This window comes from Ralstonia sp. ASV6, from assembly GCF_016429285.1.
GTDB lineage: Bacteria > Pseudomonadota > Gammaproteobacteria > Burkholderiales > Burkholderiaceae > Ralstonia > Ralstonia flaminis.
The window spans coordinates 1-16,815 of record NZ_JAELUI010000118.1 but is presented as its reverse complement, the minus strand read 5'-3'; the positions used below and the strand labels follow the sequence as shown (position 1 = coordinate 16,815).

15 protein-coding genes and 1 pseudogene are annotated in these 16,815 nt (G+C 62.9%); 9 read left to right on the top strand and 7 right to left on the bottom strand.

Features of this window, described 5'->3' with window-relative positions:
- Together JHD73_RS20595 and JHD73_RS20590 are read left to right on the top strand one after the other, a co-directional pair.
- Window positions 1-337 (top strand): annotated as a pseudogene (locus JHD73_RS20595) (MBL fold metallo-hydrolase); the annotation flags it as partial.
- A 127-nt stretch (window positions 338-464) separates the two neighbouring features.
- Window positions 465-1,043: an NnrU family protein gene (locus tag JHD73_RS20590; protein ID WP_199032083.1), complete on the top strand. Its 579-nt coding sequence runs from the start codon at window positions 465-467 to the stop codon at window positions 1,041-1,043.
- A 13-nt stretch (window positions 1,044-1,056) separates the two neighbouring features.
- On the opposite strand, the gene JHD73_RS20585 is transcribed toward JHD73_RS20590, so the two are convergent.
- Entirely contained in the window at window positions 1,057-1,977 is a 921-nt protein-coding gene (locus JHD73_RS20585; RefSeq protein ID WP_199032084.1) for a pyridoxal-phosphate dependent enzyme, read from the bottom strand.
- A gap of 132 nt (window positions 1,978-2,109) precedes the next feature.
- On the opposite strand from JHD73_RS20585, the gene JHD73_RS20580 reads away from it, so the two are divergent.
- Together JHD73_RS20580 and JHD73_RS20575 are read left to right on the top strand one after the other, a co-directional pair.
- Window positions 2,110-3,030: a LysR family transcriptional regulator gene (locus tag JHD73_RS20580; RefSeq protein WP_199032082.1), complete on the top strand. Its 921-nt coding sequence runs from the start codon at window positions 2,110-2,112 to the stop codon at window positions 3,028-3,030.
- Window positions 3,031-3,190: 160 nt separating this feature from the next.
- Window positions 3,191-4,024, top strand: a complete 834-nt coding sequence (locus JHD73_RS20575; protein ID WP_199032081.1) for an aldo/keto reductase — start codon at window positions 3,191-3,193, stop codon at window positions 4,022-4,024.
- Between the two features lie 24 nt (window positions 4,025-4,048).
- Here the strand turns inward: JHD73_RS20575 and JHD73_RS20570 are convergent, their stop codons facing one another.
- Both JHD73_RS20570 and JHD73_RS20565 read right to left on the bottom strand, forming a co-directional pair.
- Window positions 4,049-4,480: a hypothetical protein gene (locus JHD73_RS20570; protein WP_199032080.1), complete on the bottom strand. Its 432-nt coding sequence runs from the start codon at window positions 4,478-4,480 to the stop codon at window positions 4,049-4,051.
- Between the two features lie 148 nt (window positions 4,481-4,628).
- Window positions 4,629-5,525 (bottom strand): LysR family transcriptional regulator ArgP, encoded by an 897-nt coding sequence (locus JHD73_RS20565; protein ID WP_199032079.1) that lies wholly within the window; start codon window positions 5,523-5,525, stop codon window positions 4,629-4,631.
- A 73-nt stretch (window positions 5,526-5,598) separates the two neighbouring features.
- Between JHD73_RS20565 and JHD73_RS20560 the strand changes: the two genes are divergently transcribed.
- The gene (locus JHD73_RS20560; RefSeq protein WP_199032078.1) at window positions 5,599-6,255 is read left to right on the top strand and encodes a LysE/ArgO family amino acid transporter; all 657 of its coding nucleotides are present in this window, start codon (window positions 5,599-5,601) and stop codon (window positions 6,253-6,255) included.
- Window positions 6,256-6,463: 208 nt separating this feature from the next.
- The gene (locus JHD73_RS20555) at window positions 6,464-6,616 is read left to right on the top strand and encodes a hypothetical protein (RefSeq protein ID WP_199032077.1); all 153 of its coding nucleotides are present in this window, start codon (window positions 6,464-6,466) and stop codon (window positions 6,614-6,616) included.
- 21 nt (window positions 6,617-6,637) lie between these two features.
- Here JHD73_RS20555 and JHD73_RS20550 read toward each other — a convergent pair whose 3' ends face one another.
- The 3 genes from JHD73_RS20550 to JHD73_RS20540 all read right to left on the bottom strand — a co-directional run bounded on the left by JHD73_RS20550 (window position 6,638) and on the right by JHD73_RS20540 (window position 9,797).
- Window positions 6,638-7,684 (bottom strand): ankyrin repeat domain-containing protein, encoded by a 1,047-nt coding sequence (locus tag JHD73_RS20550; RefSeq protein WP_199032076.1) that lies wholly within the window; start codon window positions 7,682-7,684, stop codon window positions 6,638-6,640.
- Window positions 7,685-7,877: 193 nt separating this feature from the next.
- The gene (locus JHD73_RS20545) at window positions 7,878-8,240 is read right to left on the bottom strand and encodes a hypothetical protein (RefSeq protein WP_199032075.1); all 363 of its coding nucleotides are present in this window, start codon (window positions 8,238-8,240) and stop codon (window positions 7,878-7,880) included.
- A 441-nt stretch (window positions 8,241-8,681) separates the two neighbouring features.
- Entirely contained in the window at window positions 8,682-9,797 is a 1,116-nt protein-coding gene (locus JHD73_RS20540) for a GGDEF domain-containing protein (protein ID WP_233177079.1), read from the bottom strand.
- A gap of 920 nt (window positions 9,798-10,717) precedes the next feature.
- Between JHD73_RS20540 and JHD73_RS20535 the strand changes: the two genes are divergently transcribed.
- Window positions 10,718-11,782 (top strand): AI-2E family transporter, encoded by a 1,065-nt coding sequence (locus tag JHD73_RS20535; RefSeq protein ID WP_199032073.1) that lies wholly within the window; start codon window positions 10,718-10,720, stop codon window positions 11,780-11,782.
- Window positions 11,783-11,815: 33 nt separating this feature from the next.
- Here the strand turns inward: JHD73_RS20535 and JHD73_RS20530 are convergent, their stop codons facing one another.
- The gene (locus JHD73_RS20530) at window positions 11,816-12,532 is read right to left on the bottom strand and encodes a TetR/AcrR family transcriptional regulator (RefSeq protein WP_199032072.1); all 717 of its coding nucleotides are present in this window, start codon (window positions 12,530-12,532) and stop codon (window positions 11,816-11,818) included.
- A gap of 363 nt (window positions 12,533-12,895) precedes the next feature.
- Here JHD73_RS20530 and JHD73_RS20525 point away from each other — a divergent pair, with 363 nt between their 5' ends.
- The gene (locus JHD73_RS20525; protein ID WP_199032071.1) at window positions 12,896-14,062 is read left to right on the top strand and encodes an efflux RND transporter periplasmic adaptor subunit; all 1,167 of its coding nucleotides are present in this window, start codon (window positions 12,896-12,898) and stop codon (window positions 14,060-14,062) included.
- Window positions 14,059-16,815 (top strand): efflux RND transporter permease subunit (locus JHD73_RS20520; RefSeq protein WP_199032070.1); only part of this gene is annotated, 2,757 nt, incomplete at its 3' end. The genes JHD73_RS20525 and JHD73_RS20520, both read left to right, overlap by 4 nt.

Sequence of the window (16,815 nt, the reverse complement as noted above, 5' to 3'; positions counted from 1 at the left end):
TTTCCCTGGCGGTGATGCGGGTACGCTGTACCAGTCGATCCGCCGTCTGCTCGACTTGCCGGCCGACACGCGGCTCTACATGTGCCATGACTACCCGCCCGCAGGGCGCGAGGCCACGTGCCACACCACCGTGGCGGAACAGCGCCGCGCCAACATCCATGTACGAGATGGCGTGACGCAGGACGATTTCGTGCAGATGCGCACCAAGCGCGACGCCACGCTGGGCATGCCCACGCTGATGCTGCCGTCCATCCAGGTCAACATCCGCGCGGGTGCATTGCCCCCGGCGGAGCCAAACGGCGTCCAGTACCTGAAGATCCCGCTGAACGCGTTGTAAGTCGTCGCGGCCTGATCTCGATAAGCGGCGTGGGTCTGGCCAACGCTGCTACGCCGAGAACGGCCCAGGCCGGCGCTTCTGCGCGACAATCGCGCCATCTGCCCACCACGGCAGCGAGGAGCCCGTTATGTCCATCCTGATATTGGGTTTGCTGATCTTTCTGGGCGTGCATTCCGTTCGCATTGTTGCGGAGGCGTGGCGCAAGGCCCGGATCGCCCAGATGGGCGAGAAAGGCTGGAAAGGTGCGTACTCCATTGCCTCCATCGTCGGGTTGGCGCTGGTCATCTGGGGATACGGTATCGCACGGCATGAACCGCACGTGCTATGGACCCGGCCGGTGTGGGCGCCCCATCTCGCGGGCTTGCTGACGCTGGCGGCTTTCATCCTCTTTGCGGCGGCGTATGTTCCGCGCAACCACTTCAAGGCGTGGGTCCGACATCCGATGGCGCTCAGCGTGACGCTGTGGGCGTTGGCGCATCTGCTGGCAAACGGCATGTTGCATGCGGTCGTGTTGTTTGGGGCGTTCCTGGTCTGGGGGCTGGTGGATTTTGCGGCGGCGCGCCGTCGGGATCGCGTGGAAGGCGTGGTTTATCCCGGCGGGTCGCTTTCACGCGATGTGATTCCCGTTGTGATGGGTGCTGTCGCCTGGGGCGTGTTTGCGTTCTATCTCCATGCGCGCTGGATTGGCGTGAGCCCGATGGGGTAGCCCGCGGCCAACGTCAATCGAACCGTGCTGCCAGGTCGTGTAGTTGCTGAGCGGTGACCGTGGCGCCGCCACACACCACCACTGCAACGCTGGAGGCTGCCTTGAGTGCGGGGTGCCCGCAATCCAGTGCCGCCAGTGCCGCCCCGCAGGCTGGCTCGACCACGACGCGGTGCTCGTCAAGAAACCGGAGTGCTGCCTTCACTGCCTGCGCATCCGACATCACAACGTTGTAGATTTCTCGGTGGGCTGCCCATTCAAGCGCACCGTCACAAGGCCGCTTGGCACCCAGCGAGGTGGCCACGCTCGAGATGGTGGCGAGTTCGACGGGTTTGCCTTGTGCGATTGAACGCGCGAAGCAGTCGGCTCCCTCCGTTTCCACGGCAACGACAGGCACGTTGGACCACCCGTTGCGCTGCAGCCCTTCCATCACGCCGCACAAGAGCCCACCTCCGCCCACGGCGAGGAGGATCGCGCCGGGCTTGTGTCCGGCGGCCGCCATTTCGTCCACCAGTGTGGCGTGTCCGTGCCAGATGACCGGATCGTCGAATGGGTGTACGAAGGCGTCCCCTGGGCCGAGCAGGGACTGTGCAAACGCATGCGCTTCTGCCCACGCGGCGCCATGGACGACCAGCCCCGCGCCTTCCTGGCGGATCAGGTCGCGCGCCCGTTGCGGTGTGCTTTCCGGCACCACAACCGAGACGGGAACACCGAGCTTGCGCCCGCAATAGGCCACCGCAATCCCCGCATTGCCGCCAGACGATGAGATGAATCGTTGCGCACCCGCAGAACGCTGCGCTTCGCACAGGGCACCGATGCCGCGCAGCTTGAACGAGCCGGACGGCTGCGCGGCTTCCATCTTCAGCCACACCGGTTTAGCAAGCTGCCGTGAATAGGGTTGGGACTGTACGTAAGGCGTATGGATGTGGAGCGTCATGTCTCGTCGTGATGTGCCGCGGCGATTGTTCATGGGGGCATCCATCGTAGGCGTTCATAGTTATGCGTACAAATGCTTTATAAGCGGATTTGCTATGCTTGATAAGTATGGATAAGACTGTGCCGAATCGATATGCGGAACATTGAACTACGCCACCTTCGCTACTTCATTGCGGTCGCGCAGGCGGGTAGCGTGGTGGCGGGTGCGCGGGCCGTCGGCATTGTCCAGCCTGCCTTGTCGCGACAAATCCTTGAGCTGGAGGCCGCCGTTGGCACGCCGCTGCTGGCGCGCAAGGCGCGGGGCGTGCAGTTGACCGCCGCCGGTGAGAGTTTTCTGCGTGACGCCCAGCAACTGCTGGCTGATCTGCAAACCGGGCGCGATCGTGCCTTGCGATGCGCTGCAGGTCAGCTCGGTGAACTGCACATGGGTGTGTTGCCGAACTATCTCAGCGCAACCGTTGTGACGAACGTGCTGCAGGCATTTCGCGCTGCGTGTCCGGAGGTCAAGGTCGCGGTGGCGCCGATGCTCTCTGCAGAGCAGGCGGCCGCCATTGCGCGCAAGCAGATCGACGGCGGCATCATGGCCTGGCGCCGTGACGAGGCGCCGCATCTGTCCGGTATTGCGCTGCTGAGCGACCGTTTTGTGCTGGCCATGCCCGCACCGCAAGCTGCCCACCACAAGGCACCGAAGCGGCTGGCCGATGTGGCGGATCAGCCGTTCGTGTGGTTCGATCCGGAGCGCTCTTCCGCGCACCATCGTTTCCTGATGCGGCAATGCGAGCGCGTCGGCTTCACGCCGCGTGTGACCCAGATCGGCAGCGACATCCCAACCGTGGTGGGTCTTGTGGCGGCGGGCATGGGGTGTGCGTTTGTGCCGGAGAGCCTGTCGGCCCTGTGTCCACCCACGGTGCAACTCGTGCCGCTGCGAGAGGTGTCCGATCGCTTCGATGTGGAATTCACCTTTGACGAAGACGCGGCCACGCCCGTTGTTACGCGGTTTGCGCAAGCTTTGCGGGAGGTGGTGGGTCGTGGAGGACGAACGCGCCGGGCCTAATCGGCGCGTTAGCAGGTGTTTGTCGCGTATTTTCTGACCGGACGGATCGGGCCTTACCCGTGTGCCTGGCGTCTTGTAGATTGATGGGATGCTAACGAGCGCGAGTGGGTGCTGTGGTAGGCGTCGCAGCCGCCCACCGGCTCCAAATGGAACAACACGCATGAAACATGTCACCTTGCCCGATGGCGAGCGCGTGCCAGCGCTCGGTATGGGAACGTGGAATATGGGCGAGAGCCGCGCAGCTCGCGCTGAGGAAATCGCCACGCTGCGCCTGGGGCTTGACCTCGGCCTGCGCTTGATCGACACGGCGGAAATGTACGGCGAAGGCTTGTCCGAAGAGATGATCGGCGAGGCGATTGCCGGGCGTCGCGACGAGGTGTTTCTCGTCAGCAAGGTCTATCCGCACAACGCCAGCCGGCGGGGTGTTGCTGCCGCGTGCGAGCGTAGCCTGCGCCGGCTTGGCACCGATCGCATTGACCTGTATCTGCTGCACTGGCGCGGCAGTGTCCCGCTGGAAGAGACCGTGCAAGGCCTGCAGGCGCTGCAGCGCGAGGGCAAGATCCGCCACTACGGCGTGAGCAATCTCGATCTGTCGGACATGGAAGAACTCTGGGACGTACCCGGCGGCGATCAGGTTGCGGTCAACCAGTTGCTCTACAACCTGGGCCGACGCGGCATCGAATGGGATCTGCTGCCTTGGCTGCGCGAACGCGGTGTGCCCGTGATGGCGTATTCCCCCATCGAGCAGGCGCACCTGACGCGTCACCCGAAGCTGGTGCCGTTTGCGCAGGCGTGCGGCATGACGCCTGCACAGGTGGCGCTGGCGTGGTTGCTGGCGCGCGACGGCATCATCGCCATTCCCAAGACCAGCCGCCGCGAGCGCTTGCGTGAGAACGTTGGGGCACTGGCGTACGAACTGACGCCCGAGCAACTGGCTGAGTTGGACCGCATCTTTCCGCCACCGAAAGGGTCGCGGCCGCTGGAAATGCTCTAAGCCTGTCAGCCAGACATGCTGCGCTCAGCGTGCCTTGGCTTGCTGGTAGCGCGCGTAGTTCACGTAGTCCGTTGCGAACACGCGTGCCTTCTCGCGTGAGCTCTCTGTGACCTGATTGGCTGCCTGGCGCGCCCCCGATTTTCCGTGGGACGACACCATCTGCGCGCTGAGGTAGTCATGGAAGGCGTCGTGCATGGTTTTGAGTTCGCCTTCGCACGCATCCAGCACGGATGACACCACCGTTTTTGTATCCGCTTGACTGGTCACCTGTTCGTCAGCGCGACGCTGGACGCAGTCGAAGTAGCGGACGCGCAGCGCCTGCCAGCCGTTGTCGGTAATGACCGAGTTGCTGGTGTTGGCCTGATCGGCAAGCTGCTGTTGCGATGGCGCGGGGGATCCGCATGCGCCAAGCAGGGTCAGCAGAACGAGGGACGGGGCGTAGAGGGCGGATTTCATGGCTGCACTGTACTGCCGCAAGCGGTTCTCGCACCACCCTTTGTGCGGGCGGCAAGTCGACCATGCCTCACGCCAGTAACAATTGGAAACGACTTCGTTGGGGACAGGGTGCGGCGTCGTTTTCTGCAATCCTTTGCATCGATGCGCGTCAAGAAGGCAACAGCGCAGCGTGCGCGGCAGCCAGCACGTTGCGGCTCAGCCCATCGAGCAAGGCCGACGCCGCCCGCGCGTATTGCCAGTGCAGCGGTACATCCAGCGGTGTGCCGGGCACCAGTTCAACCAGTGAGCCCGCCTTGAGGTGCGACGCGATCAGCGTCTGCGGATGCAGGCCCCATCCCATGCCCGCGACTGCCGCTGCCACAAATGCCTGAGGCGAGGGCAGCATGTGCCGTGGCAGCTCGACATGCCGGTGGCACAGACGCCGTGCCCAGCGCGCCTGCAACTCGTCTTTGGTGTTGAACAGCAGGCTGGGCGCCTTGGCTAAGCTGCCAGCGCCCACGCCGTCAGCGAAATGACGCTGCACGAACGCCGGACTGGCGGCCGCAAGGTAGCGCATGGAGCCCAATGGCCGGCTGTTGCAGCCGGCTGCCGGGCGGGCCGTGGCGGTCACGGCAGCCAGCACGGCGCCACTGCGCAGCCATTCGGTGGTGTGGTCTTGATCATCCACCGCGACCTCCATCAGCACCGGGTGTTCGGCACCGAAGGCCGCAATGGCTGGGGCGAGCCACGTGGCCAAGCTGTCGGCGTTCACGGCGATGGGCAGCGGCACCCGCGCAATGCCCTCCGGCGCCAGCACGGGCAGCGCGCCCTGCAACTCCTGTTCGAGCAGCCGGACGCGGTCGACATGTTGACAGAGCTGTCGCCCCGTCTCTGTTGCCCGGCAAGGTTGATCGCGCACCACCAGCGCGCAGCCTACGCGCTCTTCCAGCAATCGAATGCGTTGTGAAATCGCCGATGGCGTGACATGGAGTGCACGTGCAGCGCGCTCAAAGCTGCCTTCCCGAACGACTGCAGCCAATGCAGAGAGGGCGGCGTAATCCAGCATGGGTTAAGTAAAACTGAATTGAATGAAGTAAGGATAGTTTGTCTTCATTGATGGGCGCAGGCAAGCTGTATGCATGGACACCTTGCTGACACCCACTTCGCTGGCGCTATCTGTCTCCCTTCAGGGCTTGGTCTTGAGCCTGGGGCTGATTGTCGCCATTGGCGCGCAGAACGCGTTTGTATTGCGCCAGGGGCTGCGCCGCGAGCACGTGGGCAGCGTGGTGCTGTTTTGCGCGGTGGCAGATGCGTTGCTGTTGACGGCTGGGGTCATGGGCATGGCTCGGGCGCTGGGCGAGCGTCCCGGGCTTGCCAATGCAATGGCATTGGCCGGTGCCGTCTTTCTGGCGGTGTATGGGTGGCGGGCGCTGCAACGTGCACGGCACGTCAGTCAATTGCGGGCGTCAGAGGGCGGCGATGGTTTGAGCCGGGGCGCTGCGCTGGCGCAGGCGGCAGCCTTTACGCTGCTCAATCCCCACGTCTACCTCGATACGGTGCTGCTGGTTGGCAGCATTGGTGCGCAGCAACCGGCGGCATTGCGTGGCTGGTTCGTTGCGGGAGCGAGTTCGGCCAGTGTGTTCTGGTTTGTATCGCTTGGGTTCGGTGCGCGCTGGCTGGCGCCCTGGTTTGCCAAGCCGCGCGCGTGGCAGGTGCTGGATGGCCTGATCGGTACGACCATGCTTGTGCTGGCTGCGTTGTTGCTGCGACATGCATTCACAGGGATCTTCGGCTGATCAGATCGGCTGGTGCGCTTGCTCCGGTGCAGCAGGCGCAGCGCGTTTGGCGAGACGCGATGGTTTTCCGATCCCGTAACCACGCGACTTTATGCCGTCGGCCTTTAAGGAAGTGGAGCGTAGCGTCGACAGCGCTGCGCCAGATTGCGTGCACTCGTTCGGCGTCTGATTGGGTGGATGTGCTGAGTTGGGGGGGATGCGGTCGTCCTTGACGTACCTGATCGACGGAGCCAACACCTATGCGGTGCTGCGCGGCTTATGCAGGCGCGGATTGTATCCAACGGAGATCAGTCTCCAGGTGCGCAGCGCCGTCGTCGCCAAAGAAAAAGCAGCAGGCTCGTTGCCTGCCGCCCAGGTTTGAGTCAGCGTTTTTGTCTTCGCCTCAATGCTTGAGATTGCGGAAGACCGCCAACGTGTCGTCATCGTGGAAGCTCGGATTCGCCAGCACGTCCTTGCGCACGGTCACGCTCTTGAGATCCGGTGAAGCCGCAGCCACCGCATCGGAGTAGTACCGAGCATCCGGGTTGGCACCGGCCTTGATCAGCGCACGCACGCAGTCGGCGTTGCCATCCAGTGCGGCGGATGCCAGTGGTACCGGCGCGTCGCCCGACGTCTTCATCCACGCGACCGAGTTGAGGTCGGTGCCTGGCTTGAGCAGCAGCTTGATGCGCTCGCCGGCCTGCGGGTCGGGCTTGCGGCGCAGGTCGACGTGACGCTCGCACACGTAGTTCAGCGCGGTGGCGCCGGATTTGGAGCGCGCACCCACGTCGATACCGGCCCCGATCAGCAGCTTCGTCGCTTCCAGGTTGCCCGCAGCCATGCCCATGAGGGCGGTTTCGCCATTCTGGTTGCGCAGGTTCGGGTTGGCGCCGGCACTCAGCAGCAGACGCATGACCTCCAGGCTCGGGGCATTGAGGCGCAGCCCCGACGCTTGCAGCAGCGGCGTGTTGTTGCCGTCGTTGTTCAGCGCGTTGACGTTGGCTCCGGCGGCAATCAGGGCCTTGATGATGCGCAGGTTTTGCGGCGAAGCCTTGCCGTTGGTGTCGATTCCCGAGATGGCATAGACCAGCGGCTGGTTGCCCAGATCACGATAGACGGGAATCTCCAGGTCATTCTTCTGTGTGAGCAGGAGATCGACCAAGTCGGCGTCGTTGTTCGAGATGGCCACCGCCAGCGCGGACATGCCTTGCGGGCCGTCGTATTCAGCCGGTTGCGGGCGGTGGGCGCGCGCGCCCTTGGCCAGCAGGTCGCGGATGACGGCCAGTTTCTTCTCGTTGGGCTTTTGCTCGTACTGCTCGACCGTGGCGGCCAGTTTGTCGTCCAGCGAGGCGGGCTTGGCGTGCACGGTCAGCGGGGCGAGCAGGGCATAGCCGGTCAACAGGCAGGCGGCGGCCTTTGCTGCCGCGGTCTTCAAATGGAGTCGCTTCAAGATGAGAGAACTTGGTTGGATTGACTGGGTGCGCCTGCAGACGGCTCGTGGCGCGGGCGTGATTATCCCATCACTGTTCCAATTGGTACATTAAGGATGGGAAACAATGGTGGAAGGCGGAGAAAAATTGCCGATCGGAGTCTTGTTTCGTCTGGTACGTTCTGAGGCGAGAAGGGGGGCAAGAGCGGGCAAGCTAACGCATTGCAAAAAACGCGTCGTTAAAAGCTATATCGTAGGTTTGCTTACTGAATCCGAGATTGTTCTCAAACACTTTCGCTCTTAGCGCTTCCCGCTCCGGGCGCTGGTCAATGACGGCGCAAACATAGGCGAGTGCGCTTTCTTCTAGTTGCCTGACTTGCGCGGCGGCGATTCTAAGTTCCTCTTGAGTCTTGGCTGGGTAAATTTCAGCCAGAGGAAGCTCCGCGGATGCATGTGCCAGTCCGCAGCCTCGGTTAAAGCGCTCGACGTGGAATACGCCGTCCAAGAAGCTGCCTTCCGATACGACCTTCAGGACGTACTCTCGCTCTTTTGCACTCAGTGATTTGTTGTCCAGCACGGGGGGGCTCCAAGCGTTGCCAACACAAGTTGTCAGGAAGAACAGCCAGACACCAATTTGTTCTTACACCGAGCACAAACGGAAACGCGGTTTCCTTCGCCAGCGTCTCGATACCGAACCTGCTTCTGGCCGGAACTGTGCCAACCACGTAACTGCACTCCGTACTCGAACAAGTTTTGTGGCCAGACGTTGATCCCGATTGCCTTCTCCTACGCCTCTTGCAAGGATGCACCTGAAGAGTACATGTGAGGTGCCTCCATCCGCTTGAAACGAAATAACTTAGGCCCTCGAAGCAAAGCGCTGATCAAGCTTGACCCCATGCTTTAGAAGCCGTCGTAGAGAAACTGTGTCCAATAACAGCATGTAACGCTGACCCGCTATTCGGCGACCCCGAAATTCGCCGTCCCAGAATCAGCAGACCGGCTTTGCCGTGGCCGAGTTTCAATACGTTTCGACTTCGCGCTCGTGGGGCTCTGCGGCCATGATGACCCGGTTACGCCCGGTCGCCTTTGCCATATAGAGTGCAGCGTCAGCTCGCGCCAGGGCGCCCGCCAATGTGTCTCCGGGCAATACGCTTGCGATACCCGCGCTGAAGGTGCAACGCACACCTTCTTCTGGCGATTGCTCGACCGCGAGCCGGAGTTCGTCCATCACAGCCGCAGCGTCAATCTTTCGCGCATCTGCCAACACAATCGCAAACTCTTCACCACCGAGACGCCCGAAAAGGTCACCGGACTTCAACCGCGCGGATACAACCGACGTGACATGCTTGAGGATTTGATCGCCGATGGCATGGCCGAAGGCGTCGTTGACGGCTTTGAACTTATCGATGTCCAGAACGGCAATCGACAACGGCTTCCTGTTCGCTACGGCTTCGTGAAGCAAGGCATTCGCCCTTGCCATGAACGCCCGCCGCATCAGCACGCCCGTGAGTTCGTCAGTATTCGCGAGCTGCTCCATCCTCCGGGCGAGTTGGTCGTGCGCGAGCATCACCATGCCCGTTGACATGCACGGGAACGTGACGATTGCCAGCCCGAGAAAAAGAACGTTCCAGGTCGATGGCTGAAGAAAAGCCGTTTGCGGCATACCGTAGGCAACGGCGACAGCCCGCGTGACATGGAATAACGCTCCCAGGTAGGCGGCTGCGGCTACGAATCGATAGGGGTAGCGCGCGCCATCATGCGGCGCGTGACACAGAGCCAAGGTCCCAACGGCAATCCGCGCATACGCGAAAAAAATGGACACGACCCCGATTCTTGCCCCGATGTTTGGCGATACGAACGTGAAATACACCAGCGCAACGGACGCGATGACGAACGCCCCAGTTTCTTCATGTCGCGCCGAACCCTTGCCGAAGAACTGACGCATACCCTGCACGAGCAACAGGACAGCCGTCAGCGTAATGAGTGAAGCGCCGAGGATGACCAACTGTCCAGGGTGAGCGCCGGCAATCAACACCCACGCCGATGCAGTGGCCAATAACGCGTGAGCCATGCACCAGCGGCCTATCCCCGGCACCGCAGTCCGAAGCAGCGATCCAAGGATGGCGACGCTCATCAAGCAAGACACCATCACGATACCTATCAGTGCAAGGGGGCTGAGCATGAGATCGGGACAGGTGACAGTAAAAGGGATGCCAGGCAGGCGAGCGCATTCGGCAGCTGTGCCCAAACCGAATGGACTGGCCTGCGCCCGCGACTGCCGCGAACCATCTGGAAGCGCGGCTGCGCGGACCTCAAGCCGCCGCAGCAAGGTCTCCGAGCTTCAAAACGACGCCTGAACGGTGGAGCTCCAGCGCGACAAAGTATTCACCACAACCTCTTCTTATCGGCAGATCGGTGCGTCGCTTAAGGCTCTTTTTCGCTACGCGCTGTCACTGACGACGCAACGCGTGCCGCGCGCTGGGTGCGGTAGTGCGGAGCCAGAACGCCATGTCGCATCAGGCTGACGCGTCATCCACCCCAGCGGGCTGCCAGCGGGTCAATAATGGATGTTATTCGTCATAGTTGACAAATATATCAGTTATGAGTAAATTGCGTATGCTCGCGGTGGAACTGGCATCAACAAAGGGCTGTTGGTGTGCGGTGAAGGGCGGATAGCGCGCGGCTTAGCTGCCGCGTCAATCTGCGACAGCACCTGCGGGCCTTGTCAGAGGTGCTTATGGATCATTGCGAGAGCTTGCGGCTCTTTCGTCCGGTCATCGAAGTCAGGCGCTTCCGACGGGCAGGGCAGATGTGGGTGGCGTCGCCGTCTGTCGTGTCATGGGCGATAACCTCCTCGGCGGAGAGGCTGCGAGCGCGCCGCTTTCATCGATCCCCTCCGCGATTCTCGCTGACTGACGCTGCACACAAGTCCTATAACGAATGCCCCCGTGTGCTTGACGATCTCGGCAGCATCGAATCTGACGCGCGCAGCCAGGGGCATCTGCCGGTCCGCGTATCGCGGCTGGTTGCCCATACGAATACAACGTGTCAAAAATGCTGATCTCCGCTCTGACGCGGCGCCAGGCCTGGCTATGGGGGCTTGTCGCGCTTGCAACGGGTGTCCTCATGTGGGCACTGCGGCCGGTGCTGACGCCGTTCCTGCTGGGCGCGCTCATCGCCTACATGCTGCAGCCGGGAGTAGAGTGGCTGGTGCGTCACCGCTTGCCCCGGTGGCTCGCGGCGCTGGCGATGATCCTGTGCTTTGCGGCGATGGCGGCGCTGCTCGTCACGCTCATGTTCGCCGTCGTCCAGACCGAAGGGCCACAGCTGCAGGCGAAGATTCCTGGCCTGCTTGCCAATCTGAATGCTTGGCTGCAGCCAAAGCTGGCCGTTCTGGGGCTAGGCGTCGACCTGGATCTGACGCATCTGCGCGATCTGCTGACTGGGCCGCGCCACGGCAGCGACGGCACTTACGCGCTCACCATCTGGCAATACCTGCGCACCAGCGGCAACGCGATGTTGACCGTGGTGGGCAACGTGGTGCTGGTGCCGCTCGTGCTCTTCTATCTGCTCTACGACCGGCACCAGATGTTTCGGCGCATGGAAAGCCTGGTCCCCCGGCGGTGGCTTGCCAAGACGCGGGCGTTCGTCATCGACATTGACCGGATGCTGTCGCAATACCTGCGCGGGCAGCTCCTCGTGATGGTGGCGCTGGCCACGTTTTACCCCATCGCATTGACGCTGGCAGGCTTCGAAATTGCCTTGCCGCTGGGCCTGTTCACTGGTCTGGCGGTGTTCATTCCTTATGTGGGATTCGCTGCCGGCCTTGCGCTTGCCGTGTTGGCCGCCGTGCTGCAGTTCGGCGATCTTTATGGCCTCGGCGCCGTTGCCGTGGTGTATGGCCTTGGCCAGATCCTTGAGAACGTCTTCCTCACGCCACGCTTGATTGGCGAGCGCATTGGCTTGCACCCATTGGCGGTGATCTTTGCGTTGCTGGCCTTCGGCCACCTGTTCGGATTCTTTGGGGTGCTGCTGGCGCTGCCCGTCAGCGCCATTCTTGCGGCCGCGCTGCGGGAGTTGCGCCACCGCTATCTTGCCAGCGAGCTCTATCGGGCTTGATCGATGCGCACCCTCGCCAGGTGCCGCAAGGGCTCACGCTGGGGTTGAAGTGCCGCCGTCCATGACTGTCGGCAACGGCAGTTGCGCGATTCTCTCCGCTTCGGCGCGCTTGACCCCCAGCGCCTGGAGTACGAAGGCGGCCGCACGCTCGGCCAGACGGTCCACCCGGGCGGCCGCCGCTTTGTGATTGCCGCCCGCAGCGCCGACAGTGGCCGCAAAGTGCAGCTCGGCTGCCACACCGGCGAGCACTGTCCCAATCACTGAAAGAACGCTTGTCAGCGGATCTGCCACCACAAAACGCTGGGCAGCAAGGCCGAGCTTGCTGTCGCGCAGCAGGCGCAAGCCGAGGCCGTGCGTCAGGGCGCGCGTAGAGACGCCTTCCCGTATCAGCAGCCGCCCCCAGACCGGTTCGCGCTGTGCCCGCAGCAAGATGTGGCGGACCGAGATGGCGACGATCTCGGCCGGATCGGTCAAGCCGCGCGAAACACCATCCAGCCTATCGGCGAAATCTTCAAACGCCCAGTCGATGAGGGCGGCAAAGAGCCCTTCCTTCGAATCGAAGTGGTTGTAGAACGAGCCAAAGCCCACATCGGCGGCCTCGGTGATCTCGTTGATGGCCACGCGCTCAATGTTTCTTTCAGACAACAGCAGCAACGCCGCATGAAGCAGGCGCGCCCGAGTTTCTTGTTTGCGCCGCGTGCCGCGCCCCTGGCGGTGGCTTTCTGCCCCGCGATTCGTGAGGTTCCGCATCGGGTTCTGGAGTGGTGTTCACATCGCGGATGATAGTGGCTTACGTCATAGTTGACAAGATTATCAGTTATGAGTTTAATGTCGATCCGTAGGGTCGATCGGGGCTGTGTGCCCTGAGTTAGGACGCGGTGATGGGGCAAGCGCCCGGCGACAAAGGCCAAAGAGCCGTCCGCCATGGCTTGCCAGCTGAGCACAGCCCATTTGCCGAGACGTGGTTCCTGAACGCCGTGGAGACCGGCGACTCGCGTACCCAACATCCGAGTTCCGTTACGCGTTGCCCCGGAGCCGATCGCGCACAAGAAGCGCGGCTCCGGGATGCGCGTTACCCATTGTTCGTTGGACCATCACTTGCTTGGAAACATCGTGAAACATCCCGATCGTCATGCGCGAACGACAGCGCGCCCCCACCTGTCCGTCGTCGGGCGTTCCAAACGCGCGCCTCTTGTCATTGCCGCCTGCTGCGCCGTGCTGCTCGCGGGCTGTCACCCCAGTGAAACCCTGGTCAGCGCGCCCAAGCCGGTTGTTGCACTGACGCTGCACCCGGACGGCAACGCCGTTGCGAACACTTTGCCGGGGCAGGTACAGGCGCGGTACTCCACGCCGCTGTCGTTCCGCGTCGGCGGCAAGGTGGTTGAGCGCCGTGTGCGTCTGGGCGATACCGTCAAGGCGGGGCAGGTGCTTGCGCTGCTCGATCAGGCCGACTTGCGTAACGATCTGGCCACTGCGCGTGCGCAGCTGGAAGCGGCCGAGCATCGGCTGGTCTACGCCAAGCAGCAGCTCGACCGTGACCACGCGCAGTCTCAGGCGAACCTGATCGCGCCGGCACAGATGGAGCAGACGCAGGACGCCTATGCGGCAGCGCTTGCTCAACGCGATTCCGCACGCGCGCAAGCCTCGCTGGTTGGCGACCGGCTGCGCTACGCAACGTTGGTGGCAGACCACGATGGCGTCATCACATCCGAGGATGCCGACACCGGTCAGAACGTCCAGGCCGGCCAATCGATCTATCACCTCGATTGGACGGGCGACGTCGACATCGTTTGCGATGCGCCCGAAAGCGCGCTGTCTTCGCTGGCCGTTGGAAGCACGGCTCACGTGAGTCTTCCAGCTGCGCCATCCCAGAACTTCGAGGCGCGTGTGCGCGAGCTCTCGCCGGCGGCTGATCCGCAAAGCCGGACCTGGCGCGTCAAGCTGTCGCTCGTGGCACCGAACGCGATGGTGCGCACGGGGATGACCGCCAATATCACCTTCGATGCCAAGGCAGATGCGCAGGCCGCGCGCCCGTTCAAGCTGCCGGTCACCGCGCTCTTCCACCGTGGCGAGGAGCCGGCGGTATGGGTGGTGCGCGCGAACACGGATACGTTGGAGCTGCGCCCCGTCACCATCGCCCGCTACGACGAGCGCAGCGTGCTGGTGGCATCCGGTTTGCGCGATGGCGATCGCGTGGTGATGCAGGGCGTGCATGCCGTCAATGCCGGCCAACACGTGCAGGTGGTTCCGCCCCTGCACCCGGAGGACTTTTCATCATGAGCGCCGGCGACCGCGAAATCGCGCAAGGTACTGCGCCGGTGTCGGCGTCTGCGGCCCCAGCCCCGGCGGACGAGGGCGGTTTCAATCTCTCGGCGTGGGCGCTGCGCCATCAGCAGCTTGTGGTCTTCCTGATCGGGCTGGCGACGCTCTTCGGCGTCATTGGTTATACGAAGCTTGCCCAGTCTGAAGATCCGCCGTTCACATTCCGCACGATGGTGATCCAGACGTACTGGCCGGGCGCCACCGCGCGCCAAGTCCAGGAGCAGATTACCGACCGCATTGGGCGCCAGCTCCAGGCCGCGCCGTATGTCGACAACATCAAGAGCTATTCCCGCCCTGGCGAATCGATGATCTTCTTCGCCATGAAGGACTCGGCACCCGTCAAGGATGTGCCGGAGACGTGGTACCAGGTGCGCAAGAAGGTGGGCGACATTCGCGCGACCTTGCCCAAGGGTACGGTTGGCCCGTTCTTCAATGACGAGTTCGGCGATGTATACACCAACATCTACGCACTGGAAGGCGACGGCTTTTCGCCCGCGCAACTGCACGACTATGCGGACAACCTGCGTACCGTTCTGCTGCGCGTGCCGGGCGTCGCCAAGGTGGACTACTTTGGTGATCCGGCTGACCACGTCTTCATCGAGATCTCCAACGCACAACTGACGCGGCTCGCCATCACGCCGCAGCAGATTGCGCAGGCCATTGATGCACAGAACACCGTGGCGCCGGTCGGCACCATCACCACTGCCGATGACCGCGTGTTCGTGCGGCCTACTGGCGCCTTTAAGGAGGTGCAGGCGCTGGCAGACACGCTCATCACCGTGAACAAGCGCACGTTCCGCCTGGGCGACATCGCCAAGATCACGCGCGGTTACGACGACCCGCCCGTGACGCAGATGCGCACCAACGGCCACGCCGTGCTCGGTATCGGCATCACGATGCAGAAGGGCGGTGATGTGATCGAGCTGGGCAAGGCGCTCGACGCCAAGTCGGGTGAGCTGCAGGCGACGCTGCCGGCTGGGCTCAAGCTGTCGCCGGTTGCCAGCATGCCGCACGCCGTCAAGCACTCGGTGGATGAGTTCGTGAGGTCGGTGGGCGAAGCCGTGGCGATTGTTCTGGTGGTGAGCCTGGTCTCGCTGGGGCTGCGCACAGGCATGGTTGTGGTGATCTCGATCCCAATCGTGCTAGCAGTGACAGCGCTGTGCATGCACATGTTCGGCATCGGGCTGGACAAGGTGTCGCTGGGCACGCTGGTGCTTGCGCTTGGGCTGCTTGTGGATGACGCCATCATCGCCGTCGAGATGATGGCCGTGAAGCTGGAGCAGGGATGGAGCCGCCTGCGCGCCGCCGCTTTTGCTTACTCGAGCACCGCGTTCCCGATGCTGACGGGCACGCTGGTGACGGTGTCCGGCTTCCTGCCCATCGCACTGGCCAAGTCGAGCACGGGCGAATACACGCGCTCGATCTTCGAGGTGTCGGCCATCTCGCTCATCGTGTCCTGGTTCGCTGCCGTGGTCCTGGTGCCGCTGCTGGGCTACCACATGCTGCCCGAGCACAAGAACGGTGCGGGTGGCGAACATGGTCATGAGCACGACATCTACAACACGGGTTTCTATCAGCGCCTGTCGGGCTGGATCTCGTTCTGCATCGAGCGCCGCTGGGTGATCCTGGGTGTGACGGCTGTGCTGTTTGCGCTGGGCATGGCGGCTTTCACACGCGTGCCGCAGCAGTTCTTCCCGAACTCCGAGCGGCCCGAACTGCTGGTGGATCTGCGCTTGCCGGAAGGCGCCTCGTTTGACGCCACGCTGCGCGAGGCCAAGCGCCTGGAGAAAGCGCTGGATGGCCGAAAAGAGATCGAACACTTTGTCGACTACGTCGGCACCGGTGCGCCGCGTTTCTATCTGCCGCTGGATCAGCAACTCCAACAGCCGAACTTTGCACAGTTCGTGATCACCGCCAAGAAGGTGGAAGAACGCGATGCGCTCTCGCATTGGCTCAACGCCACGCTGGAGAAGGACTTCTCGGGTGTCCGTACCCGTGTCGCCCAGCTTGAGAACGGCCCGCCCGTGGGCTTCCCGATCAAGTTCCGTGTGAGCGGCAGTGACATCGCCACCGTGCGCAGCATCGCCGATAAGGTGGCCGATAAGGTGCGTGCCGACGCGCGCACGCAGAACGTGCAGTTCGATTGGGATGAACCCGCAGAGCGTTCGATCTCGTTCGAGATCGACCAGATCAAGGCACGGCAGCTTGGGGTGACGTCGGAGGAGGTTTCCAACTTCCTGGCGATGACGCTGTCTGGCTACACGGTCACGCAGTATCGCGAGCGTGACAAGCTGATCAACGTTGATCTGCGCGCACCCAAGACCGAGCGCATCGACCCGGCCAAGCTGGCGGGCCTCGCCATGCCGACGCCGAACGGCCCCGTACCCCTCGGCTCACTTGGGCATGTGCAGAACAAGCTCGAGTACGGCGTGATCTGGGAGCGTGACCGCCAGCCCACCATTACGGTGCAGGCGGACGTGCGCGGCAACGCCCAGGGCATTGGCGTGACGCGTGACATCGAGAAGGCGCTGGCAGATGAGCGTGCCCACCTGCCCGTTGGCTACCGCATCGAGATTGGCGGCGCGGTGGAAGAGAGCGTGAAGGGGCAGACGTCGATCAACGCCGAGATGCCGCTCATGATCATTGCCGTGTTGACGCTGCTGATGATCCAGCTCAAGAGCTTCTCGCGCACGTTCATCGTCGTGTTGACG